We start from the raw sequence: 26,429 nt of genomic DNA, 5'->3' as shown, positions 1-26,429 counted from the left end.
TGTCCTTGGACAAAGAAAACGCGGGGAATGCCTCGGTCTTATGACAACAAGCCATTAGGATTTTGTAGCGGCGCCGTGCGCCTCCAGCTCGTCCCGCCGCCAGCTTCCGATCAGCAGCTTTTTGAACATCGCATAGGTCTGATCGAAGGTTTCGCGCCCGCGGGCATAGGTCTCGCGGTTGAAATCGCGGTAATCGGCCTCGTAGATGCCATTGACCTGTTCGCCAGCCTGACCCACCAGAGCGGTGTAATCCTGCCTGTAGGGGGTCATAAACCGCCCCATATAGGCCTGCATCAAAGACGCCAGTTCCGCCTGCTGGCCGCTGTCATAGCGGGTGATCACCGTGCGCACCGCATCCCATTCAAAACGGATCTCATCCCGCCCGAGTGCGCGGGCCGCCATGTTCTCGCCTTCCTCAATGGAATTGAACGTGGCGTGGAGCATGTCAAAGAACCGACCCGTTGAGTCAAATTCAAGAAAAGACGCCCCCATCGGCACCATCAGAATATCGGCGGCCGTCAGCCCGTTGATGGTCAGATAGCCAAGGGCAGGGGGGGTGTCCAAAATTACCAGATCGTAATCATCAAGCACCCCGTCCCGTTCCAGCGCGTTGGTCAGCGCATCCCACAGCTTCCAGCTTTTCAGCCCCATGCGCCAGACGGGGATCTGGAACTCTGCCCAGTAGAGGTTCAACTGCGCGCCGATTAGATCAATATTCGGCCAGTGGGTTTTCTGGGTGATCTCCTGGGCGGTAACCTTCAACGCTTCGGTCATGGTATCATCAAGGGGCAGGGGCGCATCGCCCCGATCCGCACGGCGCCGGTTTTCTGCCTGAAGGTCGGTGGCATAGTCCCGCGCGATCAGCGGGAACACCGTGTCCCATTCATCCTTCACCGTGCCCCCGAAGATCGAGGTCATGGAGCCTTGGCTGTCCAGATCAATCACCAGCACCCTGTAGCCGTCCAGCGCCGCTGACATGGCCAGATGGGCCGCCGTGCTGGTCTTGCCCACCCCGCCCTTGAAATTCGCCACAGCGGCGATTTTGGCGGGCAGGCCCTTGGGACGGTAGGGGGTGTATTCCTTGGACTTCGATCCCTCGGTCGCGAAATGGGCCCGCAGGCGCAGAACCTCGTCCAGCGTGAACCACTTCGCACCACCTTCGGTTTCGCTCTCGCCTTGGGGCAGGTTCGGGTTTGCTTTGAGCACACGGCGGAAATGGGGGGTGGCCACAGGGATCAGATATTTGGTGATCTCCCAAGTGGAAAACAGCCGCAGGGATTTCTTGCCATCCACCACATGACCGCGGGACATCAGATCCTCCCGCCCCCTTGTGCAGACCTGCGCCACATGGGCAAAATCCGATGTGGCCACGGGATCGCCAAGTTCCGCCAGCGCGTCATCTGCGGAGATATTGAAATACGGAGGAAGGGCTGCCTGTGCCATGAGTTTACCTGTATGTGCTGCTTTTTACCCAATATACCCAAAAACGAAGCACATGAAAGGATTATCAGCACAAAAAACCTTTTTTCTAAGCAAATACAGGGGGTTCAGCAGGGGCTACGCTGGCAAATTTATCACCATTGCAAAAAGACTTAGTTAAGAATCCTGTTATTTATAAGTTACGGGACACAGGGGCTTTCGGTAAAGAGCTGGTTTCAAGGCAAGAATCCGGCTTTCAGAAGAGAGCAGTGAATCTGATACCACGTTTAAGTGACTCTGATACCACGTTGAAGCGATTCCAATACCACGTTAGCTCCGGTTGCTTTTATCCACAGCCGCCCCTAGCGTGGGTGTCACTAAAACCACGATAAGATTCGCGCACCGGATCCTGAAAACAGGGGCGGTGCAAACAGGCGGGCAGTTGTGGCAACGATGAGCAGAGCAGAACAATAAAGCGCAAAGCCCGACCAAAAAGGGCGCGCAGGCAGGCAGTATTATGACAACAGCAGGGCTGTTACCCGACCGGTATCCTACCGCGAATTTTTTCTTGTGCGATGTATTTGACGCGCTTCCCAAAAGCGATCTTGCCTCCATGGAGCATCCGCTGTTTTCCCTTTCGACCCGTCCGGACCGGCGCATTCTGCGCTATGAACACGGGGAGAGTGTGATCGAGATTACGCCCTCTGTGCGCGGATTGGCAACGCTCCATGACAAGGACATTCTGATCTATTGCATGAGCCAGCTTATGGCGGGGATCAATGCGGGGCGGGCGGTCAGCCAGACGCTGCACCTCAAGGCCCACGACCTGTTGGTGGCGACAAACCGCGAAACCTCGGGGGATGGTTACAAACGTCTGCGCGAAGCGTTCGAGCGTCTGGCAGGCACCCGCATCACCACCAATATCGTCACAGGCGATCATGAAACCACCAGCGGCTTTGGCCTGATCGAAAGCTGGGAGATCGTGCGCAAAACCGGGCGGGGGCGGATGGTCAGCGTGTCGGTGAAACTGTCGGACTGGCTGTTCCGCGCCATTGCCTCGAAATCCGTGCTCACCCTGTCGCGGGATTACTTTCGCCTGCGCAAACCGCTGGAGCGGCGCATCTATGAAATCGCGCGCAAACATTGCGGGCGCCAGCGGGAATGGCGGGTGGGTCTGGAAACCCTGCTGAAGAAATCGGGATCGAATTCGCCCCGCCGTGTGTTTCGCAAAATGATCCGCGATATGATCGCCGCTGACCATCTGCCCGACTATCAACTGTTTGAGGAAGACGGCGATATCATCCGCGTCGCCCCGCGCAACGTGGTGCTGGAGCCAAGCGAGAAGCCGGTGATTTCAGCCACAGCACTGGAACAGGCCCGCGCCCTTGCCCCTGAATGGGACATCTACGCGCTGGAATCCGAATGGGTGGCATGGTGGGCCGGCAGCGGCCGCCAGAAACTGCGCAGCGCCGACGCTGCCTTCCTTGGCTGGGTGAAACGGCGGGTCGGCTGACGCCCCGCCATTCCATCACCGAAGGGATCAGCTTTCCCGACGCTTCGGTTTGGCAGGCATCAATGACAGCAACTCTACGTCCTCGGTTTTTTTCGGGTCCATCCCTGTTTCCAGCAAACGCAAGGTGCCACCCTTGCCAAGCTCTGCGATAATGATCGCCTCGGGATGTTTCTCGCGCCATTGATCCAGCGTGAATTCCTCGGACAATCCGGTCACGCGGAACTCCCACCCTTGGGAAATCAGGGCGTTGGCTTCAAAGTAGGTCTTACCACCGCCAATCACACGCCCCCCCAATGTGGCGGGCAAGGCATGGCGCGAACTGGCCTCGCGCACCCGTTTTACCTGAAACACATTGTCCCGCCCGAATTCCGGTGCCAGATCGGTGGCGACCAGCGTGTTATAGGCGTCGTTGTCGGTCGCACAGATCAGCTTTTCAAAGGCAACAAGGTTGATCCGTTCCTCGGCAGCTTTTGACAGGATATCGCCAAAGAACGTGTCTATTCCGGCATCCCGTGCGCCGCGCAGATGGGCGTGGTTCGGATCGGCAATGATCACTTGCAGGCCCATCTTCTGTAACGCCTCGGCCAGTGCCACCGACCAGCGCGAGCCGCCCAGAATGATCACCCCCGTGGTAGAAGACGCCGTCAGCCCCAGTAGTCTCGCCATTGGTGTCAGGGTAAACCCGTGCAACACCACGGTCGCGGCCACCAGCGCAAAGGCAAGGGGCGCAATCCGGTCGGCATCCGCGATCCCGATCTCTACCAGCCGTTCGCCAAACAATCCCGCAACCGCCACCAGCACCACACCGCGTGGTCCGGTAAAGGCCACCAGCAAACGCTCGCGCCAAGGGACATCGGAAAACGACAGAGCCGCGAGTACGGGCAGGGGGCGGGCGATCAGGATCACTGCCAGCACAAACAGGAGAGCCGTAACATCCAGAGAGCCAAGCGCGGTCCAGCTCATGCTTGCGGCCAGAAGGATAAACACGCCCGAAACCAACAGAACGGTTGCGTGTTCCTTGAAGCGGCGCAGCTCTGTGTAGCTGGGAAGGCGGGCGTTTGCGACCCAGATGCCCATGATCGTCACCGCCAGCAGTCCGGATTCATGGAGCACACTGTCAGACAGGGCAAAGACACTTAGAAGGACCACAAAAAGGACCGGAACTTTCATGTATTCAGGCACATAGGCCAGCCGGAACGCCCGCGCGATGCCCCAACCGCCTGCAATGCCAAGCAGTGTGGCGACACTGATGCCGATGGTCAGATCCTGCGCGGCAGCACCGGCAGAACTGGCGGTTTCCAGCACGATCACCACCTGAAACGCCAACACGGCCGCCAATGCGCCCACCGGATCGTTTACAATGGCTTCCCATTGCAACAGCGCAGCGGGGCGTTTTTGCAGTTTCGCCTGACGCAGCAAAGGCGCAATCACCGTGGGTCCGGTGACGATCATGATGCCGCCAAACACCGCCGAAGCGGCCCAGCTTAGCCCCGCCACATAGTGGAGCGTCAGCGCAGAGGCGAACCAGCCAAGCGGCGCCCCCAGAACGACCAGCCGTTTGACGCCGGTGGCCGCATCACGCAATGTGTGAAAGTTCAGGGTCAATCCGCCCTCAAACAAAATGATCGCCACAGCAATAGCGATCATCGGGCCAAGCATATCACCGAACTGCCCCGCAGGGTCTAGGATGCCAAGAACCGGACCAAAGAGCAGCCCCGCCAGCAGCATCAGTACGATCGAGGGCATTCGCAACCGCCATGCCAGCCACTGGCTGCCCACACCAAGCGCCCCCACAAGCGCAAATGCCATGACCGGGGCCAACCCTGCTGTTTCTGCTGCCGCCATATATTCCTCGCTGTTTGTCTGTTGAAATAACGCTACAGCGCCCCGCAGTCGCCCGCTACTTTATTCGGGGAAAACCCGAAGGACACAGGGGCTGCATTCGCTTGTTCTGATACCAAAAGACCCGCGGCCAGACGGCACGGGTCCTTTGTTGTGTTAATCCGTTCTGACCGGCACGGCGCCCTACATGCGGCCCGTCAGGGCAAGCACGATCACGATGATCAGGATGACGCCCAGAATACCCGAGGGAAAATACCCCCAAGACCGGCTATGGCCCCATGTTGGCAGTGCCCCGATCAAAAGCAGGATAAGAATGACGAGGAGTATAGTGCTCATGGCTGTTTCCGCCTATTCGCTTACAGGGTTTTCGATGGACACATTCACGTCCTTGGCGGGACCGTCCCCACCGAGGAAGAAATAGGCACCGACTGCAACTATGACGACCAGCGCACCGATCAGGAACCAGCTCCCGCCGTTGCCACCTGTGGTTACGACTGTTGTATCTTTCTCGGACATATTTTGCTCCTTGAGTTTTGTACCTTGTGTTCTGTGAAAGGAAAACGCGACAGGGTGGATTTAGTTCCCAATCTGCCGGTTTTAGTTTCTGCTTCTTTAAGATGTGGCTCGTTTACACCTGAACTGCCTCTATGATGTCAGCAGGTTCCCGCCCGTTTTGAAGGTAATGCCGGCGCAAAAATGCCGGTTCCGCAAGGGGGCAAATCTTTCCCTGAACCGGATGGAACTTTCCCCCAATCACCCCGTTAGTGCGATGTTGCCGGTCAGCGGACGGGGTGCTCCTCCCAGTGCCTTTACCGTCTGGGCGGCACCGAATGAAACCGAAGTTAAGAATTATACGGAGGAACATATAATGAATTTGGTAAAAACAGGCCTGATCTCGAGTCTTCTCATCTCAACAGCGCTTCCCGCTGTTGCCCAAACAGTTGAAGCGGTTGCAGCAACCGACCTCAACATCCGCTCCGGCCCCGGACCGCACCACTCTGTGGTGGGTGTGATCCCCGGTGGCAAGGAAGCCAGTGTCGAGGGCTGCCTTGAGTCAACATCTTGGTGTCAGGTGAAATTCGGTGATGTGACCGGCTGGTCAAGCTCTGACTATCTGGCGGTGAATGTGGAAGAAAAAGCGATTGCCCTGACAACCCGTCCACAAGCCTATGACGTGAAGACCGTGACCTATGAAGATGCCGAAGGCACGAAGAAGAACGAAAACGAGGGCGCGGCCGTTGGCGCAACCCTTGGTGCGCTGACAGGTGTTGCCCTTGGTGGACCGATCGGCGGCGTGATTGCCGGTGGTATTCTGGGGGGCGCTGCCGGTACAGCCGCAGCAGAGCCTGAAGAAGAAACCATCACCTACATCAGCTCCAATCCGGTCGAGACCGTGTATCTGGACGGTGAAGTCGTGGTTGGCGCAGGTGTGCCTGAAGCCGTCACAACCTATGAATTGCCACAGTCGGAATACCGCTACCTGAACGTGAACAATCAGGCGGTGGTTGTGGACGCACAAACAAATCAGATCGTGCGCATCATCCGCTAATATCCCCGCAGATTTAACCAATACCGAAAAGCCCCGTGGACCCCTCCACGGGGCTTTTTGCCGGGGTCGGGTGGGGTTTTAGACCCTTAACGGCGAATTACGTCCCCTTTTTCCTAAAATGCCAACTACTCTGTTGCAGCTTTTCTGATCCGGCCCGTTAGGGTGCGGCCCTATGGCGATACGGGTTTATAGAAAGAGCAAGGGCGAGGTGTTGAAGGGCACGGCGGGGTCTGACAGTTACCGTGTGGATCTGGACCGGCTGCGCTACAAAACCGCAGAACTGGAAGACACGGGCGGGGCGGCGGACGAACTGGTGATCTTGGACAGCGGTGGCGCTTGGGCGGCGAAATGGGTGCTGGTACAGGACGGTGCGCTGGTCTGGAACGGGGCTGGCGTCGGGCGCATCGCGATCCCGCTGAACGGGGCGGGCGCACCCAAGATCGAAACCCTGCGTTTTGGCAGTAGTATGGATGATCTGTCGGCCCCCTTGACACTGACCACCGATCTTCAGCCTGAAAGCGGGCAGGCGTTGCTGATTGCTGGCACCCGTGGTGCGGACCGGATCATCGGGCCGGATGCTACAGGGAAAGGGTCGGGCAGTCTGATCTATGGTGGTGGCGGGGCGGACCGGATCAGCGCAGGCACCGGCGAAGACTACACGGTTTATGGCGGTGGCGGTGGTGACGTGATCTCTACCGCGGGTCCGGCGCAGGCGCAGTTTTACGGGCAGACCGGCAAGGATATCCTGTTTGGCTGTTCGGGTGACGACCGGCTTTATGGCGGGGCAGGCGGCGATCAGATTTATGGCGGCGCGGGGGACGATTTGCTGTCGGGCGGCGGCAAGGGGGATACCCTGTCGGGGGGCAACGGCGCGGACCGGATCAACGGTGGGAAGGGCAATGACCTGCTGACCGGGGGCGCGGGGGCAGATGTATTCGTCTTTAAAGCCGGAAAATCCGAAGGCCGCGACCGGATAGAGGATTTTAAGGCTGGCGTGGATCGCTTGCAGGTAAAAGGCGTGTCCTTTGACGCATTAGAGATGGAATCCACCGGGGCAGAGGCAGCAGATACGCTGATTATTTTACCCTCGGGCACCCGTATCACGCTGGTCGGACATATCCTTTCGGATATGGCGGAAGCAGATTTTATCCTTTAATATACGTCTGGGCAGGTGTGCCGCAGTGAAGGGACTGTGCTATCCGTTTTAGACAGAAGCATGCCCCCCTGAGAGGCTTGCCAAATATTTCTACAGGAGTCCGTCATGGCCGGAGAGCGCGCCTATATTTCTTTCAGCATAGACACCGATACCGGTGATGCGGACCAAAGCATTGATGCCCTGCTGGAGGGGCAGAAATGGGACACCAGCAGCAGCACGCTGATCACTTACAGCTTTATCGACGAAGCTTCGGATATCGCTTATGATACCGGTGGTTTGACCTTTGCCAACGGGTTTAACAGCGCCCAGATGGCCGCAGTAGAGCTGGCTTTTTCCATGCTGGCGGAACTGGCCTTGGTCACGTTTGATGAAATAGGCGACGATCCGGGAGAAGATAACGCCGATGGCACCCTGCGTTTCGGGGATTTCGAAGGGCTCTACACGGCCTACGGATTTTACCCCTACAGCGACGAAGCCGCCGGAGATATGGCCTTTAAAGACGGTCAATACGAAACCCCCGATATCGGTTCCTATGCGTTTGCAGCAGGGATATTGCACGAGATCGGTCATGCGATGGGGTTGAAGCACGCCCATGAAGAAGCAAATGGCACAGGGCTGATAGAGGACCGCCACGACAGCCATGAATATACGGTGATGACCTATCACAGTTATGTGGGCCAGCCTGACAGCATCCGTTTTCTGGCCAATGCGCCGGGACATAATCCGCAAAGCTTCATGATGCTCGATATTGCTGCCTTGCAACGCATGTATGGCGCTAATTTTGAAACCAACAGCGGCAATACCACCTATACGTTCTCTACCAAAACCGGAGAGATGTTTGTCAACGGCACAGGGCAAGGCACGCCGGGGGAAAACGTCGTGCTGCGCACGATCTGGGACGGGGGCGGCAAGGACACTTATGACCTGTCCAATTATGACACCGCCATGCTGATTGATCTGGAACCCGGATTTTACAGCACTTTTGATTATCATGGCACCGCCCAACGGGCAGAGCTGAACGACGGTTACGCCGACGACGGAACCTTTGTCGGGGATACGGCCGTCGTTTTTGCACAAGGCAATCTTTACAATGCCTTACAGTTTGAAGGTGACAAACGTTCCCTGATTGAAAACGCCATTGGCGGCAGCGGCGATGACGGGATTTACGGCAATAGCGCCAACAACATGCTGAAAGGGGGCGGCGGTAAGGACTGGCTGTTCGGCTTTGGCGGCGCGGATGATCTGATTGGCGGCGGCAAACGGGACAAGCTGTCGGGCGGTGGTGGCAATGACGAACTGTTCGGCGGCGGCGGCCGCGACCGGCTGAAGGGCGGCAACGGGCGCGATGACTTCTTTGGCGGCAAGGGCAATGACAAACACACCGGCGGCAAGGGCGCGGATACGTTCTATTTCGACACCACCGTAAGATCGGGCAAGGACAAGATCACCGATTTTGAGGACGGCAAGGATATGATCGAAATCGCAGGCGGTGGCAAAGTCACATGGTCCGGCGACGGCGATGATACCGTCGTGGTCTGGAACAAGGGTCAGGTCACGCTGCTTGGCGTGGACGAGGGCTTGATCAACAACGACGATTTCAATTTCGTTTAACGGGACACAGTATAGGTGGCACCGGCGGCAAGCGCTTCAAGGCTGCTTTCACTGCCATCGGGCCAGCGGATGCTGGCGCTACTAATCCCTGTCTGTGATCCCAGCCCGAAATGGGCCATTGGTGCATCAAAGGACATGAAGCCACCGCCCAATTGCAGCTCGCGGCTTTGGGTGGTGCCGTCCTGCGCGGTGATCCGCACCACCGCGCCGATGCCAAAGCGGTTCTTTCCGGTTCGATCCTCCAGCCTGAAGGCGATGGCATTGCCCTTCTGACTGTTGTTGCGAAACACCGTTAGCGGGCCGTTCACCGGATGGGTGACCATATCGAGATCACCGTCCCCGTCCAGATCAAAGGCGGTCGCCGCAGCTGTCATCAGATAGTCTTCTAGCCCGAAGACACCAGAGCTTTCGGTAAAGCTGCCATCCCCTTGGTTGTGAAAGAAAAGATTTGAGGGGCTGACCTCATTCGGGACCCAAGTGCCATTGACGATATAGACATCCTGCGCCCCGTCATTGTCAAAATCCGCAATCTTCGTGTCCCAGCTCCAGCCGCCCACATCAAGGCCACGGGTCTGGGCAGTGTCTTCAAAGCGCAAACCCTGCGCCCCGTTTTGTTCCAGCAGCACATTAGAGCGCAATATCTGCTGGATCGCGGCGTCGGCCTCTGGCTGGGTGGGTTGGCGGATGGGGCGGAAATGGGCGCTGCAATAGGCTTTGGCAAGGCTCTGGTCTGCTGGGATCAGGTCACAAACCGCCGGATCATTCTGCTGGATCGCCAGATCCTTCACCAGCATCCCCTTGCATTCCCGCTGGTCGCGCCCTGACAGTGTGGCGCAGCGGGCGGCATAGGTCGGGTCAAAGTTGTTGCCCGATTTATACCACGACTTGATCGTCATATTCCGCGCGCAGGTTTCCTTGTCCTCTGCCCGTTTGATCCCGTCGCAATACTGCTCCAACGGCTGCATCTTCAGGGTCGAAGACACCCCCGAAGAGCGCCCCGCAATCTGCGCAAGGTAGATTTCCGGCGTGCCGTCATTGGCCAGATCGGCGGTTTTGACGGCCATGGTTGTGGTGGTGGTATGGGGGATGATGTTCTGCGCGTAAGTGATGGCATCAAAGCCGCCCTTGCCATCCCCAAGGTAAAAGTAATCGGGGATTTCAAAATCGTTGCCCACCAGCAGGTCGCTGATCCCGTCGCCGTTGATATCACTGAACAGGATCGACAGGGTTTCGCCCGGAATACCGGGCAGATCGGTGAAACGGCTGCCGTTCAGGGTTCCGGCCTCATTCAGCAGAATACGGTTGCGAGATTCCTCGCCCGGGATGCGGCGGTACCAGCCCGCCGCCCAATTGCCCAAAGCCACGTCGAGGTCTCCGTCCCGATCCACATCCCCGAAAGACAGCGCAAGGCTGAGGATCGCATCCTCGCGGTTGGCAACAGGGGTGATCCCTGCGGCGCTGAAATCTCCGGTGTTATTGGTGATCAGGAAATTCCCCCGCTGATAGGTGGTGACAAAAATATCGAGCCAGCCGTCCCCGTCCAGATCCACCAAAGCGGCATTGAACACAGGTGCCGATGCCAGCGCGCCAAGGTCAAGCGGGCGGCGGGTGAATTGCCCCGCGCCGTCATTGTCATAAAGGTAAAGCCCCTCATAGGTAGAGGCGATCAGCAGGTCGGTATCCCCGTCCCCGTCCACATCCCCCGATGACAGGCTGCGCCCTTCCCAAAAGGGGGGCCACATATCCTGAAAGGAGAACTCGATGGGTTTGTCGAGCCCGATCTCCCAGCCCTCCAGTCGGGTGAAGGGGGTATCCGCGGCAGGCGAGGGCGGCGTGAAGGGCGTGGCGGTGAGTGTGATGCCTTGCGTGGTTTCCTGTGCGTGGGCCATACCGATCAGGGAAAAGGGGGTGCTATGATCTTCGGACAAAAGGATGTTCAGCGCCCGTTTGCTTTGCCAGTTGTAATAACTTTGCGCGCCGATCCCCGCCCCGATGCCAAGCACGACGATCACCCCGCTCATCAACAGGGCGGCGCGTAGGGAAATGCTGCCCGCCACGATGAAAAACGAATAGATTGAGAAAATGCCAAGCGTGAACAGCAGCGCCATCACATAACCGGGGGCAAGACCTGCGGACAGCAACGCCCCCGCCAGCACCACATCAAAGGCGATCGGCACCGGCAGGAACAGCCCCACAAGGGCCACAGCCACGACGATAAAGACACTAAAAGACACGCCTTCAAGGGTCTCGGGCGGGATTAACGTGCCCACAACCGCCCCGAGAAACCCCGCCAGCAGCATCAAAGGCACCGTGGTGCGCAGGATGAACCACAGATTAACGGCATAGGCTTTTACGAACCCCCAAAAAGCGGCCAGCAACGGTTCGCTTTGGGGGGCCGTATCTGGCAGATCCCACCCGGTGGCAGGCACCGGCGGGGGCACCTCTAACTGGGCGCGCGGCAGCATCCGGCAGACCAGCGGCACGGCGATCAGGATGACAAACAGGCTTAGCACCACTTTTGTCACCACCATATAAAGCGGCAGCAGGGAAATCAGCATGGTCATCACCACCGCATTCAGCGTGGGCGAGGCCACCATGGCCGACAGCGTGGTTTCCGCCCGCATTCCCGCCGCATAAAGACCCTTGGCAATGGGCGCGGCACAATTCACACACACCCCGAGCGGCGCCCCGATGAACAGCCCGAGCAGAGAGTTGAGATACCCGTCCTTGAAACTGCGCTGGCGCAGATATCCAAAAAACGTCAGCATCGCCGCCCCGAACAACAGCCCAAAGGTCATCCCCTTCTTGTTGGTGTTGATCCAGTTCAGCGTCGAAAGCCCGATCTTCTTCCAGACCGGCATGGAGTCCAGAATGGGGTACTTCGCCTCAAAACTAAGGGAGTCTTCCAGCTGGATCGCGCCGGACATCATCGCCTTCTCATCAAGTGCCGGATAACGCGACTGCGTCCAGAAAATCACCGCGAGCACGACAACCAGCAGCAGGGTGAAAAAAGCACGTTTCTGAAAAGGCGGTGTGACGAGGGTTTGCATGGGGGCTCCATTGCTACCAGGCGAGCGGCTCTCCGGTGAGATCCAAGAATACAGGTTTTGCGGAAAAAGTCATTTGGTCAATAACGGTTAGAAGGGCGCTGGCGCTTTCATCTGGGCTGATCGCACCGTTGGGACCGCCCATATCTGTGCGCACATGTCCCGGTCGCAGACAGGCGGTTGCAATCTTTTGAGGTGCAACGTTGGCTGCCATAACATGCATCGCCATATTGAGAGCCGCTTTGGACAGGCGGTAGGCCATGTCGTTTGGCCCTGCTTTAGCGGGAGTGCCCAACAGGCTGGAAATCGCAGCGATTTTGGGATTTGCGGCATCTTTCATGAACGGAAGGAAAGCTTCGCTCACGCGGAGGACGCCAAGAGTGTTGGTATCGAACGTGTTCAATATCCCCGTGTAATCAAGCCCTTCCAGAGAGGAGTTGCGTGGGCCGTAGACCCCGGCATTATGGACGATGACATCTAGGGGGCCGGGAACGTATTGCGCGATCTCGTCGGAAGTGAGGGTTTGCTGTTGATCAAACCGGATCGGGATCAATCGTTTTGGGTAATTATCTTCAAGGCGGGAGAGGCTTTCGGGCAGTGCGTTGCGATAGGTGGCAAGGACGGTACCGCCGCGCTCCAGATGTGCTTGGGTCATAGCCAGACCAATTCCCCGACCCGCTCCGCTGATCAGCCATATTTCACTGTTTTTATTAATCATCAGGGGGCCGGTGGAAAGGACATGACATCTTTTGCATCTGCGAGTTCTGCGGGAACGACCAGATCAGGTGCGACCAGACGGATCGCCAGCCCCAACCGGTCTCCGCCGCCATTGTGGGGCAGGCTGTGATGCAGCAGGGCTGAATGGAAAATCAGAAAGCTGTTGGCGGGGATCGGGATCGGCCTGCGATTGGACAGAACGGTATCGGGCAGGTCCGTCAAAATATGTTCGTTTGCAGGACGTTTGTGATAGGGGCGGGAATCCCGCTCCAACCCGTCCATCGGTTGGTGGGTTGCTGTCAGAACCTCTAGCATCCCGGTGGTCTGATCAATCTGGGTCAGCCCGAAGAGAACAGAATAATGGCTGCCGATTTCATCCAGACGGATGTCTTCAGCTTCATTTGAAAAGAAGTGTTTGTCATGATGCCAGCCGATTTCCCCGCTGCCCTCGCTCTTGGAAAAAAAGGCGCTGCGCCACAGGCGGAGATTGGGACCACACAGGGCCGTGACGTATTTCACCAGACCCGGATCGGACAGCATATGGCGTACTGTAGCAGAACTGCTGTGCGGGTTGCGGGTGTAGCTTGCGCGATCTGCATTTTCCGCCAGAACTGCCGCCACCCGTTCCGGTTCGGACAAAGGCAACGGTGCAGTGTAACCGAGCTGATCCAAAGCATTTTTTTCTTTGCCCCAATGGGTTCCGGAGAGATGTTCTGAAGTGGAGGACATGATTAAGGGGGCTTCTTTCCATTGCTCGAATACGTTTCAAGGTAGCCTTTACAGGCCACCATTATCAAGTTCATAGAGACACGAGCGACGATGAATCGTCGGTGTTTCGGAAATTTTGAAACCTCCCAGACGGAGAGTGGATGCTTGTTGGAGTTTATTCTATGAAATTGGTAATGATTTTATTGGTTAGGGATGAAGCGGATATTGTCCGTCAGAACATCGCGTTTCACCTGGCCTGTGGTGTGGATCACGTGATTGCCATTGATAATGGATCGGTCGACGGCACACGAGATATTCTGGCTGATTTGGTAGGGCAGGCTCCGATAACTATTGTTGACGAGCCAGGCCGAGATTACGCGCAATCTACTTGGGTTAATCAAGCAATCTTTCAGGCGAAAGACCGTTTGAAGGCGGACTGGATTTTTAGCAATGATGCGGATGAGTTCTGGTTGACGCAGGACAATGATCTCAAAGCGGAACTGACGCGCACGCCAGCACATATCCTGAATGTGACACGGCGCAATATGGTCTTTGCCCATGATGCGCCTCCTCCTGAGGGGGGCTGGGCGCAAGGGCTGGTCTACCGTGTGGCAGATCCTGTTGCCCGCCCGCCGATCGACGATATCTACGCGGATAATCTGCCCTGTCCCTATTTTTATATGAATCTGCCGCCGAAAGTTATTTTTCGGGCTGAAGGATTTGGCGGGATCGGTATGGGAAACCATAACGCGCAATTTGTGTCAGACGTGACCAAGGCCGAGGCAGAAATGGTCATTTATCACTATCCGGTCCGCTCTGCCGCTCAATTTGAACGAAAAGTGGTGCAGGGCGGTGCTGCATTTCTCAATCACAAGAATCTTGGAAAGATGACCGGCTGGCACTGGCGGCGCTGGCACCGGATGGAACAGGCCGGCGGGATCGAACTGCCATTACGCGATGCTCTGCCATCGCAGGATATGCTTAAGGCGGATCTTGAAACTGGGCGCGTGCTTCGGGATTTGCGAGGGCTTGAGGCGTTGCAAGCGGCCTTAGGCACTGAACCGGCTGCGTGAGATTTCTGCTTGGTTCTTTAGAGCTTCAAAAACGTCTGAAGCAGCGGATGGAACTTCGTATTCAGGTTGTGTCCTGTTATAGATTCGATCCGGGAACTGGGCATCCGGTGTATACCCGGTAAATTCCTCCAGTGCGGGCAACGCGCTTTGGTTCAGAATATCTTCATAATTCACAAAGAACCATTCTCCGTGTTGGGACTGGTGCTGCAATATATGACTGTACATAAGGGTCCAAAGCTCGAAGGCCTGATTAACACTGATGGCCATATCATAGAGATAGGGGCGCGTTCTGCATGACTTTAGGACACTGGTAACAGAGACCGAAGGCGGGCGGAAAACACATATCATCCGGCTATCGGGCACATTCATGCGCCACAGGTGAAGCAGGTAGCAAAATCGGGTGTCTTTCAGGCAAAAGGGCGTCCGAGTCGTAATTTTGGTGATCTCGGCCTGTTGTTCCGGAGATGCGTGTAATCTGGTTTCCAAAGGAATTCTGGAAAGCCAGCCGCTTCCTGTTCCAGGGCTGTCGTGCCGATAACCCAAACCCGATATGGTTTCGCGTGCGGGATTATATGCTCCGAGTATTTGGTTGTTGAGTGTGTTTATTTTCGGAGACTCAAAATACCCTCGCGGATTCTCGATAGAAGGCGCATGCAGGTTTTCCCCCATATAGAGCCCGCAATTCCGAAACAATCCAGCGGTCATACTGGTACCGTTCCGTCCAGCGCCGACAATAAAAAGACTACGCGACATAAAGGTTTCCAATACCTCCCAAGGAAAATGGCCTGATAATCCTACCAGGCCATTGAAGAATTTTAAATCAATACAGAGCTGTATTGATTATTTAGTCAGTTTTGACTCGAGTGTTTCCAAACGCTCATGGAGTTCCGCGATATAGATATGTGCGTGCTCCAGCTCATTGAGCATACGACCGAGTTTGTCCGAAACATTGATCGGTGTATTCTCTTTGGTGGGGCCAACATTTGGCAGGTAACCGTTTTCCCACATGACAGCAGCATGATCCGATATTGTCGGCAATTCGTATTCGGCATCAAAGACACGGTCACAACCACCGCCACAAGTTCCGCCACCTGTCGTGAGCGCTCCTGTGATTGTCATGTCTCCCGCGTGGTCAATTGTTACCACGTTTGCATTTTCCTGGATGCTGCGGAAGAGAAATTTATGATCAGAAGCAAGACCGATATCCCACTCTGCTGTAAGGTTTGTTCCACCGCCGGTGGGTGCATTGTCAGCGGTTGAGTTGTCAAAGCGGATGCGAGGGCTGTTACCCTGGACCAATTCCACCATAGGGTTAAAACTCGTGCCCGTGTCTTCGATCATCAGACTGGCTGTGCTGTTTGTACGCCTGATGTGTAGCGGCGCACTCGGACTGCTCGTCCCGATACCCACATCATTGTCAGAAGCGATGTAAAGCGAGTTTGAGTCCGCGCCTGGTTGAATGCGGAACGGCAGTTGGCTGCCGTTTGTGACATCACGAACAAAGAAGTTGGCTTCGTTGCCAGCCAGATCCCATGTTTGTGCGGTAAAGCCGGACGAGCCGTCTTGTTCCAGACGCAAGGTGGGTGTGTTTCCGATTTTTGTATGAATATTGGCCACTGGTGTGGATGTGCCCACACCGATCCGGCCGCCGTCATCGACATAAAGCGCATTGCTGCGGGCGCCGGCTTCTACCCTGAAAGGCGTTCTGCCGGCCGTGGCATCTTCAATCGCGAAGTAATTTCCACCGCCATTGGAGCTGTCATTGGCGGTCAGCCGCCAGTCATTGCTGGGAAAGCTTGCGGAAGTGGAGGTATCATTGAAATGAAGCCGCAGGTTGTTTTCCTTCAGGCGAACTGTGTCAAAGCCAAAGGACTCTCCGTTGACACAGTCCTGCCCGACACAAAGGCTGCCATCGATAATTACATCATCCAGATGCTGAATGTCCGCAGAGGCGGTTCCAGCCAGACCGGTCACGCCCAGTGCAAAGGCGGCGGCGGTGGTTCTCAGTAAAAGCATTTTTTAAAACTCCCGTTTACGGGGCTCGCACCCCTTTTTGAATGGTATTATGCGGTTATTCTTCGACGATGTCTTCTTGTTTGGTGATCACCCCGCGCGAGACAACAAAGCTGCCGCCCATTTGGAAGGGTTTGGCGATCTCGTCCTTCTGGTTCTCACCGCGTCCGTTGTTCAGTTGGTTGCGCAGTTTGATTTTCTCGGTGGTGGCGGCGGTCAGTTCATAGCGGTAGACCCCGTCTGTCACCGGCGCCGCATCGCGCAGGTAAAACCGCGGGGTGCCTTTTTCCGCCACGATATTGGTGATAAATCCATCCGGTCCAGACACCACCAGCGTCGCATTGCTCAGGCTGCCCCAGGATTCAAACCACAGGGCAGTGGTGTCCGTGCGCTCTTGGGGTTCATTGGCAAAAGCGGTGGTTGCCACAAGAAGAGCGGCGAAAAAGGTGGGAGCTGTCTGGCGTATTTTGAACATCTTCTGGGTCTTATCCTAGAGTGCGAGCTAAATTATGGCGAATACTCTAATATGGGTGAAGCGCCCGTCTATGAGTGTGATTTTCTACACAAAATTATAAGCCATTAAGTATTTCGGCGCAAAACCTTTGTTAAGTTAGGAGTGTAAATTCAATTTATAGGTGTGTTTTTTTTCGGTAAATACCACCTAAGGTGATCTATCTCTTGCCCTGCCAGTAACTTTGCGCGATCTGCTGGGAGTCGTTGATCTGACCGGACGTCATCTGTCGGGTGATCCGGTCCCGCAGCTCGATCGTTCTCGGGTCCGTTCCAAGACTGGCGAGGCTGGCCCAGACACGGGCCAGAACGTAATCCTGTGGCAGGCCGATCCCCTCAAAATACATCACCGCCAGATTGGCCTGTGCCAGATGGATACCGGCGCGGGCGGCCTGTTCCATGAAGCGGGCAGCGGCGGCCAGATCGGGGGCGGGGCTGGCAGGGTCGAGCAGGGCAAAGGCCAGCAGATAGGCAGAGAGGGGATCACCGGCGCGGGCGGCGCTTTGCAGTGCCTGTGCATTGCCAGCCTCTGCACGCTGGATCGCAGTGCCAAGGCGCGGGTCTGACAGGAAGGCGGTTTTTGTGTCCGATTTGGCCCGCCGCGCCCATGACGCGGCCAGTTCATCGCTTTGGGGCAGGCCAAAGCCGTTTTCATACATCACCGACAGGTTGGTCATGGCGGTGGACAACCCGCCTGCCGCAGCGGCCTGAAACAGGGCCGCGGCGCGGTCATAGTCCTGCGCCACGCCAGTGCCACGGGTGTAAAGCAGCCCCAGATTGTTTTGCGCGCGGCTGTGGCCTGCGGCGGCGGCGGGTTCGTAAAGGGTGCGGGCGCGGGCGTAATCCTGCGCCACGCCGGTGCCGTTCTGATACAGCACCCCAAGGGAAACCGCCGCATCGGGGTGGCCGGCCTTAGCTGCTTGTTCATAAAGAGTGGCAGCGCGGGTCATATCCTGCGCGGTGCCAGCGCCGTTTTCATACATCTGCGCCAGATCATAGAGATGGGACGCTGTGTTATCCTGTGCAGCCTGTTTCACCAGTTCAAAGGCGCGGGGCAGATCGGCAGGGCCGCCAAGACCCGCGCCAAGCAAGCGGCCCAGTTTGTTCTGTGCCTCGGTCAGATTGGCGGTGGCGGCCTGTTCATACCACTGGCGCGCCTGTGCAAAATCCTGCGGCACTTGGGTGCCTTCGTCAAACAGCTGCCCGAGATAAAGCTGCGCCACAGCGTCGCCACTGCGCGCGGCATTTTGCAATTCTACAAGACTTACAACGGGTTGTGGCTGGTTCTGACTGTGGGCGGGCAGGGCTGCAAACAGGAAAGATACCACTGTGACAAGGGTCAGCGCCCTTGCGGGATTAATTCTCTGCCACATAGGTGCGGGCCTGTGTTTGGGCTTGTGCGATCTGGTCGGGGGTCATCAGTTTGGCAAAGAGATCACGGCGGCGTCCGGCCTCTGCCACCCCGCGCGCTGCGGCCAGATTGGCCCAGGCGTGGGCGGCAATATAGTCTTGCGGCAAGCCGGTGCCTGATCCGTAGAGCAGGGCAAGCTGGTACTGGCCAAAGGCATCGCCCCGCGCGGCTGCGGTTTTTACCAGCGTCACCCCCTGTTCGAGCTGCTCGGTATCTTGGGCAGCGGTGCCCCGTTGCACCTTAATCAGCCCCAGTCGGGATTGGGCGATGGCGTGATTGTCGCCGTCCGGATCGGCGCGGTCCTGTAACCATGACAGGATCGCGGTTTCTTCCTCGGGGCTTATGGCAGGGGGCGTATCGGTTTCCAGCAACAAACCGGCGACCCAGATAATGGTGCGGCTCTGCGATCCGGCAGGGGGCGGCACCTGACCAGTGCCAATCAAGCGGGCGAGACGGGTGCGCGCACGGGGTTCGCCCTGCTGTGCGGCCTCAAGGTACAGATCGGCGGCCTGTGTCAGGTTTTGCGCCACGCCCTGTCCGGTTTCATACAGATTGGCGAGCGCGGTGGTGGCGCGCAGCAACCCCTGATCCGAGGCCTGTTCATACCAGTGGAACGCCTGCTTCAGGTCCTGCTGCGTGCCGGTGCCTGTGGCGTAAAAATACCCCAGATTGGACTGGGCGCTGGCCTCTCCGGCGGTGGCGGCGGCTGTCATCCAGTGCAGTGCCTGCGCGGTGTCCTGTTCAACCCCGTCCCCTTGCAAATAAGAGGTGGCAAGCAGGCGTTGCGCCATCGGATTGTCCCCTTCAGCGGCGCGTAGCAGCCAGTTGATCCCCGCCGCTTTATCCTGCGCCACGCCCTGTCCGGTCATAAGGGCAAGCCCGAGAAACAGTTCGCCCTCGGTGTGGCCGGCCTTGGCGGCAATGGTTAGATATTCCAGCGCTTTAGCCGTGTTAAGTTCAACACCCAGCCCGCGGGAAAGATGTCTGCTGAACTCAAAAGCGGCGGTGGCATCGCCGCCATCGGCCGCTTTCTGGAACAACCGCGCCGCCGAGGCGGGGTCCGCCGGCACCCCCTGTCCGCTTTGGTAGAGTTTGCCAAGCAACACCATGCCTGACAGATGGCCCGCCCGCGCGGCCCGTGTCAGCAGATCGACCGCCTGTTTCGGGTCCGCCGTCAGCCCGCCTGCCCCGTAAAGGTGCAGCTGCCCGAGCAGGACCATCGCCTGTGCGTTTTCAGCCTGAACCGATTTTTGCAGCCAGTCCACAGCGCCTGCAGGATCGGCAGGGCCGCCGCGCCCGTCCAGCAACAGGCGGGCCAGTCGGGCCTGTGCCAGCGCATCACCGGTCTCTGCCAGTTCCAGCAGTCCGGCGCGGGCAGCGGCGTAATCTTCTGCAGCATAGGCGTCTTCGACGGCTTCCATCTGGGCCGGGGAGGGCGCGCCTGTCTGTTGCGCCTGTAAAGGTAGGGCAAAGGCCAGCGCCGCTGCGAGGATCGGGCTAATCAGGGCGGACCGGCGGGCAGGGATCATAAATATGGCTTTCGCTCAAAGGGCTGGAACAGACATTCTGGGGGCAGTTAGCCCTATGGCTCGTGTTTTTTCAACGGATTTCTAGGGCCTTCAAAGGCTTATGCACCAAACCAGCGCCGCGCCAAGGCACAGGAAACTGCCAAAGGGTAGGGCGGTGGTGGCGCTTGGCGGGGTTTGCCGCCACAGGGCCTGTGCGGCGGCAAAGCCAAGGGCCAGCAGGGCCGCAACCAGCACCGCCAGCGGAGTTTGTGCCGCGCCAAGTCCGGCAGCAATCCCGCCGATCAGTTTCACATCCCCAAGCCCGAGGCCTTCACGCCCGCGCAGAAAAAAATAAGCGATGCGGATGCCCCAGAACACCGCCGCCGCGCCAAGGGCTGCAAGAAGGGCGGCAGGCAGGCTGCGGTAAGGGTCTTCCCACGCCAGCGCCAAACCAACGAGCAATAGCGCAGCGGTCAAAGGATCGGGCAGGCGCATCACTGTGGCATCGCTCGCCAGAAGGGCCAGCAACAGCCACAGATATAGGGTGCCAAACAGCATGTGCAGATCGCTTTGCGCCAGCAGCAGCATAAGCAGCGCGACAAGAAACGCGCCAGCCTCCAGCAGGGGCAGCAGGGGCGGAATTTTTGCACCACAACACCGCGCCCGCCCCCGCAACAGCAGATAGGACAGCAGTGGCACCAGATCGCGGGCAGGGATTTTCTGCCCGCAGCCCCGACAGGCCGAGGGCTGTCGCACCACGTCCTCCCCGCGCGGTAGGCGATCCACCAGCACCCCCAGAAAAGAGCCGACTGCGGGGCTTATCAGCAGCAATACCAGCCCTGTCAGCGTGATCACGGGGCGGTGCCTTTGTGCGGGGGGGCGCTATCCATATGTTGCTGACCCATTATTTTGCGCTATTGTCCTTTTGAATGCTCTCCGGCGGATTGGCCTTTGGAGAAACTGATTTGGAAACCGTGGTTTATCTATGCTGACTTCACAAGAAAATATAACGCCCTGTGCGCAAGAAACGGGTGCCGTACGCAAGGATGCAGGGTTTTCCCTGCTGGAACTGATGGTGGTTGTGGTGATCCTGTCGATCCTCGCGCTGGTGATCGCGCCGCGCATTATCGACCGGCCGGATCAGGCGCGGGTGGCACGGGTGCAATCTGATCTTGCGGTAATCCAGAGCGCGGTGAAACTCTACCGGCTGGACAATTTCCGCTATCCCAGCACGGAACAGGGGCTGCGCGCGCTGGTCAATCGGCCAAGCACCGAACCCGTGCCGCGCAACTGGGCCGAAAATGGTTATATCGACCGGCTGCCGGTAGACCCTTGGGGCAATGAATACCAGTATCTCTCGCCGGGTGTGCACGGGGAATTCGATGTCTTTACCCTTGGCGCGGACGGCGTGACGGGGGGCAGCGGGGCCGATGCCGATCTGGGCACATGGACCCTCGAATAGAGCCTTCACCCCGACGGACCGCAGGGTTTTCCCTGCTGGAACTGGTGGTGGTTATTGCCGTGGTCGGTATCCTGTCGCTCGGGGTCAGCCTGTCCCTGTCGGGGGGGCGGTCCACGGGGGGATATCCGCGCGATGCCACACGATTTGAAAACCAGTATAGCGCCCTGCGCGACAGTGCAATTCACAGCCGCACGCCAGTGGCGCTGTCCCTGAAACCTGCGGGCTGGCAGGTGATGCGGCGCACAGGGGATGTCTGGCAGGGCGAAGGCCCAAGAGTACGCTGGAGCGGGGCTGCCGTATTCCAGCGGGATCTATCCGCGCCGGTTTCCCCTATTCCTGTGCCCGAAGTGATTTTCCTGCCCGACGGACGCAGCAGCGCCTTTTCGATCCGCTTCACGGATGCCGGTCAGGTGGCGCAATGCAGCAGTGACGGCTGGCAGGGGCTGGAGTGCGGATTGTGAAAATACGGGCGGGCAAAAACGGGCGGCAGGATCGCGGGATTACTCTGCTGGAGCTGATGATCGCCATATTGGTTCTGTCGATCGGGACGCTGGCGGTGTTTCGCACGCTGGATCAGTCACGCCGTGAAATCGGCGGCGAGATGCAACGCCATCTGGCCCGCAGTGTCGCCGCCAACCGCGCGGCGGAAATCCGCATCTACGGTCTGGCACGGGGTCTTGGCCTGCCCGCCACAGTGCAGCAGGGGCCCTATGATTGGACGATTAAAACCACCCGCAAGGAGACCGAGGGCGGCTTGTATGAGGTGCATCTGGCGGTGTCTTCAGTAGGTGGGCCGGGGGCGCAACTGGTAATCTATGCGCGGATGGAGCCGCCGCGATGAAGGGTCAGGGCGGGGATACAAACACGGACCAGCAGGCGGGGTTTACCCTGATCGAGCTGATCGTGGTGCTGGCGGTATTCGCGCTGGTGGCCACTATGAGCCTGCAAGCCATGACCGGCACCCTGCGCACCCGCGACAGGCTGGCGGGGGTGGCAGAACAAACGGCACAGACCACCCGTGTTCTGGCCTTGCTGCGCAGTGATCTGGAATCCGCCGTCCCGCTTGAGTTTCATGATGTAAGTGGGCGGATACGTTCCTCTTTTGATATTGCGCAAGGCTCTGTCGAGATGGCTATTTCCGTTAGCGGACGGCACGGGTTGCCCGGCGAACAGGTCACGGGGCTGGGCCGTGTGATCTGGCGCTATGATCGGGGTGCGGGGGTGCTGACGCGGCAAAGTTGGCCTGTGCTGAACCCTGCGGATCGTGGCTCTGTAGGTCCGCAGGTGGTGGTTGGCGAAGGGATCACCGGATTTGAGGTGCGCCGTCTGGACGGGGATGGCAACTGGGTCTCCGGCCCTGATCCCAATCTTGGCGCGGGCAGTTCTTCGGGCCTGCCCCGCGCGGTGGATGTGGTCATCGACACAGACGCCTTCGGGCGCATTAATACGCTGGTGGCCTATCCATGACGGCGCGCAAGGACAACTCCGCGGACAAGGGGCTGGCGCTGATCAATGCGCTGGTGCTGGTGGCGGCCCTTTCGGCGGTGGCGGTGTTGTTGTTGCAATTGGCGCAGGGATCACGGCTGCGCCAGATCACAACACAAGAGGTCACACAGGCGGCGGCCTATCTCGACGGGCTGGAGCTGCTGGTGATCAGTCAGCTTGATGCGGATCGTGCGCGTGGTGCGGTGGATCATCCGGGCGAGGCTTGGGCGAAAACCGGCGGAGCCGATGTGCCGATTGATCGCGGGCGCGGGCGTTACGCGATCACTGATCTGTCGGGGAAATTCAGTCTGGGATGGGTGTCTGGCGGCGATATTCTGTTCGGGATCGACGCCTATAACAGCCTGCTGGCGGCGGCAGGGCTGTCAGCGGAACTCGGCACTGAAATCCGCGAGTTTGTCAGTGTCGAAGGCCCGCGCGATGTGCAACCCTATCTGCAACAGACCCCGCCGGTGCGCCCCCGTGGCGGGGTGGAAATCCTGCCCCAGTTACAACAGGTCAGCGGCATGACACCCGCAGCCTACGGGCGGTTTGCGCAGTTGTTTACAGCGGTGCAAACCGAAGGGGTGATCAATGTGAACACCGCCCCTGCAGCCGTGCTGGCGGCGGTGCTGCCCGAACTCTCTGCTTCACAAATCGCCGGATTGATCGAAACCCGTCGCGAGACCCCGTTTGACAGCACCGAGGCGCTGCACGGCGAACTGGCCCGTCTGCTGGGGGAGGAAAAAACCGAGGAATTCGATTTCAGCCCCTACGGCGTCTCAAGCCACTGGTTTGGCGCAAGGATTTCTGTCACTCTGGGCCAAACCCGTCTGGCGCGACAGGTTGTTCTGGAACGCTCCGGGGAAACCGGCAAGACAAAGGCAATATTTCGCTTTGCAGAGAATTAGGGCAGTGGGGCCATGGTAAAACAGGGCAAGGACAGCGGATTGCCGTTGGTACGGTTCGATCAGGGGGAGACGCTCCCCCCAAGCGGGTCTTTCATTGTGCTGGTGGACGGACAGCGCGCGCCTTTGTTGCCGCTGGACCTGCCGACCGGACTGAAAGGGCAGGCCCGCGAACGGGTGGCGGCGCGGCAGCTTTCGGATATGGCCGGCCTGCCTGTGGGGACAGCAGAACTGCGTCCATTTGTGCTCAAAGGGTCTAAATCCCAGTGGCAGCGGGCCATTGTCAGCGCCACAGAGCAGCTTGAGGATTGGCGCGCCCGTGTCGCCGGAACCGGCGCGCGCTGTGCGGCAATCCTGCCCGATTACCTTGCGCTTCCGGTGACGGATCAAGTCTGGACCCTGCATCAGGGCACGACAGGGGACGCGGAAACAACGCTTACCGTGCGGTTGGGGCTGGAGGACGGGTTCTCGGCACCAAGTGAACTGGCGCTGGTTCTGCTGGAGAAAGCGTTTGAGGCGGCCCCGCCCGAGGCGATCCTGAAGCTGGGTGCGCTTGACGATCAGGTTGAAAGCTGGCTGGAAGGTCTTGATATTCCCGTATTATCCACGGCTGATGCGCTGGTGGAGAAAGGCTTTGCTCCGCCCCGCGCGTTAGAGCACGGAGAGCTGTCACTGGATCTCGCCCGTGATCCCCGCGCTGCGTTTGAGGCACTGGCCGCGCGGTTGAAAGCATGGCGGTTGCCGGTGGTGTTGGGGGTCTTGGCGCTGGCGTTCTGGTCCGGTGGAATGCTGGTGCAGACCCGCGAATTACGCGAGGCCGCCCGCAGTGTCAGGGTGGATACAGTCGCGGAGGTGCGTCGCCATTTCGTCCCCACAGGGCCGGTGCTGGATATTCGCGCGCAAGTGTCCCGCGTACTGGCGGCACAGACCAGCGCGAACGGTCAGGAAGGTGACGGCCCGAAGCCTCTTGATTTGCTCAAACAGGCCAGCGCGGTGATCGTAGACTACCCGGGTGCGCTGACCAGCAGCAGTTACCAGCCTCAGGGCGGGCTGACGGTGGATTTGTTGATGCCCGATTTTGCCACGCTTGACCAGTTGGTCGGGGCTTTGGAACAGGCAGGGCTGGCGGTGGCGATCACCACCGCAGGCACCGCGGAAGAGGGCGGCGTTGCGGCGGTGCTGGAACTGGCGGCCAAAGGAGCAGCGCAATGACGGATCGTCTGGTGACATTTCTTCTGGGCCGCGCCCCGCGTGAACGCTGGCTGATCGGCATCCTGTGTGCTGCTGTGTTGCCGCTGGCGGTGGTGATGTTCTGGGTGCTGCCCCTGCTGGAACAACGGCAGGCGGCGCGGGTCGAACTGGCCACAGCACAGGATTTGCGGTTTTGGGTGGCAGAGCGGGCGCAGGAAAAAGCCGCCCTTGATGCGGCGCAACCGGCGCAGAGCGGGGCGACCCCTGCGGCTGCTTTGGGGATCAGCGGCATTGAGCAGAGCCTGATTGCAGCGGGGCTGCGGGAGCGTGTGACCCGACTAGCCAATCGGGACAGTGGCGGGATTGAATTGGGATTTGATGCGGTGGATTTCCGGCTTTTGGGGGACTGGCTGGACCAGAGCGCCGACACTTGGGGCTATGATATAGAAAGCTTCCGTCTGGACAGCAGCACCCGCGCCGGAGTGGTAGCGGCCAGTTTGCTGTTGCAGGTGGCCCGATGATGAGGCGTGTCGTGAAAGGGCTGTTGATTATAACCGGCCTACTGGTCGGGCTGGGGCTGGCGGTGCTGAGCGAGGGGCGGATGCGCCATTTGCGGGCCCTTGCCGGAGAGGCCTTGCCCGCGTGGAGCCGTGCACTGTCGCCTGATGCGGGGTTTGGCGCGGGGCAACTGGCGGATGTGACAGGGCTTTTGGCCTTTGGCGGGCCGGTGGATCTGCGCTGGCAGTTTGACGGGATCGACCTGTCCGGCGTGACCTATAAAGTTGAACTGGCGGATGCGGCGGGGGCTGTGGATTTGCAGGTCCGTCTGAAGGTTCCTTTTGGTGCGGGCTGGCAGGCGCTGGAGTTTTCCAAAGGGGAAGGCGTGATTGATCTTGGCGCGACTTATGCCGCCCCCCGTGGCCTGCCCCTAACGGGACGGCTGCTGGTAGTGGACGGGGCCGGTGTGATTGATGGCACCAAGAAGCAGTTGCGCAGTCTGGCGCTGACCGGCAGTCTGGCCGAGGGGCGGTTTGACGGGTTTGACCTTGGGCAGGTGCGGCTGGCGTTGCGGAATGATGCGGTTGGGGAGTGGCTGGGCGATGTTTCTGCGGGTGGTGGTGTTCTGAGCCTAAGCGCCCAAGGGCGGGGGCGGTTTGATCAAACAGTCTTTGCGCTGGAAGGGGAGATCGGGGAAAATCCAGATATGCCCGAGGGTTGGCGGCGTCATCTGAACCAAAGCCTGCCGAAGACAGATGCGGGTTGGTCTCTGCCGTCAGAGATGGATTTGGACGCGCCGGTTTTCTGAGTA

The 26,429-nt window shown here is 58.7% G+C and carries 26 protein-coding genes; 13 read left to right on the top strand and 13 right to left on the bottom strand.

The genetic code is table 11. The features are described 5' to 3' along the window. Positions 1-54: 54 nt before the first annotated feature. Entirely contained in the window at positions 55-1,443 is a 1,389-nt protein-coding gene (locus IEX10_RS16830; protein ID WP_188678066.1) for an AAA family ATPase, read from the bottom strand. 493 nt (positions 1,444-1,936) lie between these two features. Here IEX10_RS16830 and IEX10_RS16825 point away from each other — a divergent pair, with 493 nt between their 5' ends. Further along, positions 1,937-2,932, top strand: a complete 996-nt coding sequence (locus tag IEX10_RS16825; protein WP_188678065.1) for a replication initiator protein A — start codon at positions 1,937-1,939, stop codon at positions 2,930-2,932. 27 nt (positions 2,933-2,959) lie between these two features. On the opposite strand, the gene IEX10_RS16820 is transcribed toward IEX10_RS16825, so the two are convergent. The 3 genes from IEX10_RS16820 to IEX10_RS16810 form a co-directional block, all read right to left on the bottom strand. Next, on the bottom strand, positions 2,960-4,777 hold the full coding sequence (locus IEX10_RS16820; RefSeq protein WP_188678064.1) for a cation:proton antiporter: 1,818 nt from the start codon (positions 4,775-4,777) through the stop codon (positions 2,960-2,962). A 180-nt stretch (positions 4,778-4,957) separates the two neighbouring features. Then, entirely contained in the window at positions 4,958-5,110 is a 153-nt protein-coding gene (locus IEX10_RS16815) for a DUF3309 family protein (protein ID WP_188678062.1), read from the bottom strand. Positions 5,111-5,122: 12 nt separating this feature from the next. Beyond that, on the bottom strand, positions 5,123-5,290 hold the full coding sequence (locus IEX10_RS16810; protein ID WP_188678060.1) for a hypothetical protein: 168 nt from the start codon (positions 5,288-5,290) through the stop codon (positions 5,123-5,125). Between the two features lie 352 nt (positions 5,291-5,642). Here IEX10_RS16810 and IEX10_RS16805 point away from each other — a divergent pair, with 352 nt between their 5' ends. The 3 genes from IEX10_RS16805 (at position 5,643) to IEX10_RS16795 (ending at position 9,090) form a co-directional block, all read left to right on the top strand. Then, a complete protein-coding gene (locus IEX10_RS16805) occupies positions 5,643-6,323 on the top strand; it encodes a DUF1236 domain-containing protein (RefSeq protein ID WP_188678058.1) in 681 nt (226 codons plus the stop codon). Between the two features lie 172 nt (positions 6,324-6,495). Next, positions 6,496-7,479, top strand: a complete 984-nt coding sequence (locus IEX10_RS16800) for a calcium-binding protein (RefSeq protein WP_188678056.1) — start codon at positions 6,496-6,498, stop codon at positions 7,477-7,479. A gap of 105 nt (positions 7,480-7,584) precedes the next feature. Further along, positions 7,585-9,090, top strand: a complete 1,506-nt coding sequence (locus IEX10_RS16795; protein ID WP_188678054.1) for a M10 family metallopeptidase — start codon at positions 7,585-7,587, stop codon at positions 9,088-9,090. Here IEX10_RS16795 and IEX10_RS16790 read toward each other — a convergent pair. Genes IEX10_RS16790 through IEX10_RS16780 form a run of 3 tightly spaced genes read right to left on the bottom strand, consistent with a single transcriptional unit; the run spans position 9,087 to position 13,583 of the window. After that, positions 9,087-12,140 carry an FG-GAP-like repeat-containing protein gene (locus IEX10_RS16790; protein WP_188678052.1) on the bottom strand — a complete coding sequence of 1,018 codons (3,054 nt, stop codon included), beginning with the start codon at positions 12,138-12,140 and terminating at the stop codon, positions 9,087-9,089. The two genes, IEX10_RS16795 and IEX10_RS16790, sit on opposite strands and share 4 nt — an antisense overlap. Positions 12,141-12,153: 13 nt before the next feature. Continuing rightward, positions 12,154-12,855, bottom strand: coding sequence for an SDR family NAD(P)-dependent oxidoreductase (locus IEX10_RS16785; RefSeq protein WP_188678049.1), 702 nt, complete (start codon positions 12,853-12,855; stop codon positions 12,154-12,156). Further along, positions 12,855-13,583: a phytanoyl-CoA dioxygenase family protein gene (locus IEX10_RS16780; protein WP_188678047.1), complete on the bottom strand. Its 729-nt coding sequence runs from the start codon at positions 13,581-13,583 to the stop codon at positions 12,855-12,857. The genes IEX10_RS16785 and IEX10_RS16780 overlap by 1 nt, the downstream gene beginning before the upstream one ends. A 161-nt stretch (positions 13,584-13,744) precedes the next feature. Here IEX10_RS16780 and IEX10_RS16775 point away from each other — a divergent pair, with 161 nt between their 5' ends. Continuing rightward, a complete protein-coding gene (locus IEX10_RS16775) occupies positions 13,745-14,635 on the top strand; it encodes a glycosyltransferase family 2 protein (RefSeq protein WP_188678045.1) in 891 nt (296 codons plus the stop codon). Here IEX10_RS16775 and IEX10_RS16770 read toward each other — a convergent pair. The 6 genes from IEX10_RS16770 to IEX10_RS16745 all read right to left on the bottom strand — a co-directional run bounded on the left by IEX10_RS16770 (position 14,612) and on the right by IEX10_RS16745 (position 20,932). Further along, positions 14,612-15,388 (bottom strand): sulfotransferase family protein, encoded by a 777-nt coding sequence (locus IEX10_RS16770; RefSeq protein WP_188678043.1) that lies wholly within the window; start codon positions 15,386-15,388, stop codon positions 14,612-14,614. The genes IEX10_RS16775 and IEX10_RS16770 overlap by 24 nt on opposite strands. A gap of 87 nt (positions 15,389-15,475) precedes the next feature. Continuing rightward, complete coding sequence (locus tag IEX10_RS16765; RefSeq protein ID WP_188678042.1) at positions 15,476-16,651, bottom strand: hypothetical protein; 1,176 nt, start codon at positions 16,649-16,651, stop codon at positions 15,476-15,478. A 55-nt stretch (positions 16,652-16,706) separates the two neighbouring features. Further along, positions 16,707-17,123 carry a hypothetical protein gene (locus IEX10_RS16760; protein WP_188678041.1) on the bottom strand — a complete coding sequence of 139 codons (417 nt, stop codon included), beginning with the start codon at positions 17,121-17,123 and terminating at the stop codon, positions 16,707-16,709. Positions 17,124-17,319: 196 nt separating this feature from the next. Beyond that, a complete protein-coding gene (locus IEX10_RS16755; RefSeq protein ID WP_188678040.1) occupies positions 17,320-18,531 on the bottom strand; it encodes a tetratricopeptide repeat protein in 1,212 nt (403 codons plus the stop codon). Further along, positions 18,515-20,098: a tetratricopeptide repeat protein gene (locus IEX10_RS16750; RefSeq protein ID WP_188678039.1), complete on the bottom strand. Its 1,584-nt coding sequence runs from the start codon at positions 20,096-20,098 to the stop codon at positions 18,515-18,517. Before IEX10_RS16750 ends, IEX10_RS16755 begins: the two co-directional genes overlap by 17 nt. 90 nt (positions 20,099-20,188) lie before the next feature. Next, positions 20,189-20,932, bottom strand: coding sequence for a prepilin peptidase (locus IEX10_RS16745; protein WP_188678037.1), 744 nt, complete (start codon positions 20,930-20,932; stop codon positions 20,189-20,191). Between the two features lie 130 nt (positions 20,933-21,062). Between IEX10_RS16745 and gspG the strand changes: the two genes are divergently transcribed. From gspG to IEX10_RS16705, 8 genes are read left to right on the top strand one after another with little or no spacing between them, the layout of a single operon-like run. Further along, complete coding sequence (gene gspG / locus IEX10_RS16740) at positions 21,063-21,539, top strand: type II secretion system major pseudopilin GspG (protein WP_188678035.1); 477 nt, start codon at positions 21,063-21,065, stop codon at positions 21,537-21,539. Further along, the gene (locus IEX10_RS16735) at positions 21,524-22,000 is read left to right on the top strand and encodes a GspH/FimT family pseudopilin (protein ID WP_188678143.1); all 477 of its coding nucleotides are present in this window, start codon (positions 21,524-21,526) and stop codon (positions 21,998-22,000) included. Before gspG ends, IEX10_RS16735 begins: the two co-directional genes overlap by 16 nt. Further along, the gene (locus tag IEX10_RS16730; RefSeq protein ID WP_188678033.1) at positions 21,997-22,380 is read left to right on the top strand and encodes a prepilin-type N-terminal cleavage/methylation domain-containing protein; all 384 of its coding nucleotides are present in this window, start codon (positions 21,997-21,999) and stop codon (positions 22,378-22,380) included. The genes IEX10_RS16735 and IEX10_RS16730 overlap by 4 nt, the downstream gene beginning before the upstream one ends. After that, positions 22,377-23,006: a type II secretion system protein GspJ gene (locus tag IEX10_RS16725; protein WP_188678141.1), complete on the top strand. Its 630-nt coding sequence runs from the start codon at positions 22,377-22,379 to the stop codon at positions 23,004-23,006. The genes IEX10_RS16730 and IEX10_RS16725 overlap by 4 nt, the downstream gene beginning before the upstream one ends. After that, on the top strand, positions 23,003-23,932 hold the full coding sequence (gene gspK / locus IEX10_RS16720) for a type II secretion system minor pseudopilin GspK (RefSeq protein ID WP_188678030.1): 930 nt from the start codon (positions 23,003-23,005) through the stop codon (positions 23,930-23,932). Before IEX10_RS16725 ends, gspK begins: the two co-directional genes overlap by 4 nt. Before the next feature lie 12 nt (positions 23,933-23,944). Continuing rightward, a complete protein-coding gene (gspL, locus tag IEX10_RS16715) occupies positions 23,945-25,141 on the top strand; it encodes a type II secretion system protein GspL (protein ID WP_188678027.1) in 1,197 nt (398 codons plus the stop codon). Beyond that, complete coding sequence (locus tag IEX10_RS16710; protein ID WP_188678024.1) at positions 25,138-25,641, top strand: type II secretion system protein M; 504 nt, start codon at positions 25,138-25,140, stop codon at positions 25,639-25,641. Before gspL ends, IEX10_RS16710 begins: the two co-directional genes overlap by 4 nt. Beyond that, positions 25,638-26,426, top strand: a complete 789-nt coding sequence (locus IEX10_RS16705) for a hypothetical protein (RefSeq protein WP_188678022.1) — start codon at positions 25,638-25,640, stop codon at positions 26,424-26,426. Before IEX10_RS16710 ends, IEX10_RS16705 begins: the two co-directional genes overlap by 4 nt. Positions 26,427-26,429: the final 3 nt, after the last annotated feature.

Source organism: Neptunicoccus cionae (assembly GCF_014643735.1).
GTDB classification, from domain to species: domain Bacteria; phylum Pseudomonadota; class Alphaproteobacteria; order Rhodobacterales; family Rhodobacteraceae; genus Amylibacter; species Amylibacter cionae.
The sequence above is the reverse complement of the archived record's forward strand: the minus strand, read 5'-3'. Positions and strand labels throughout refer to the sequence as shown.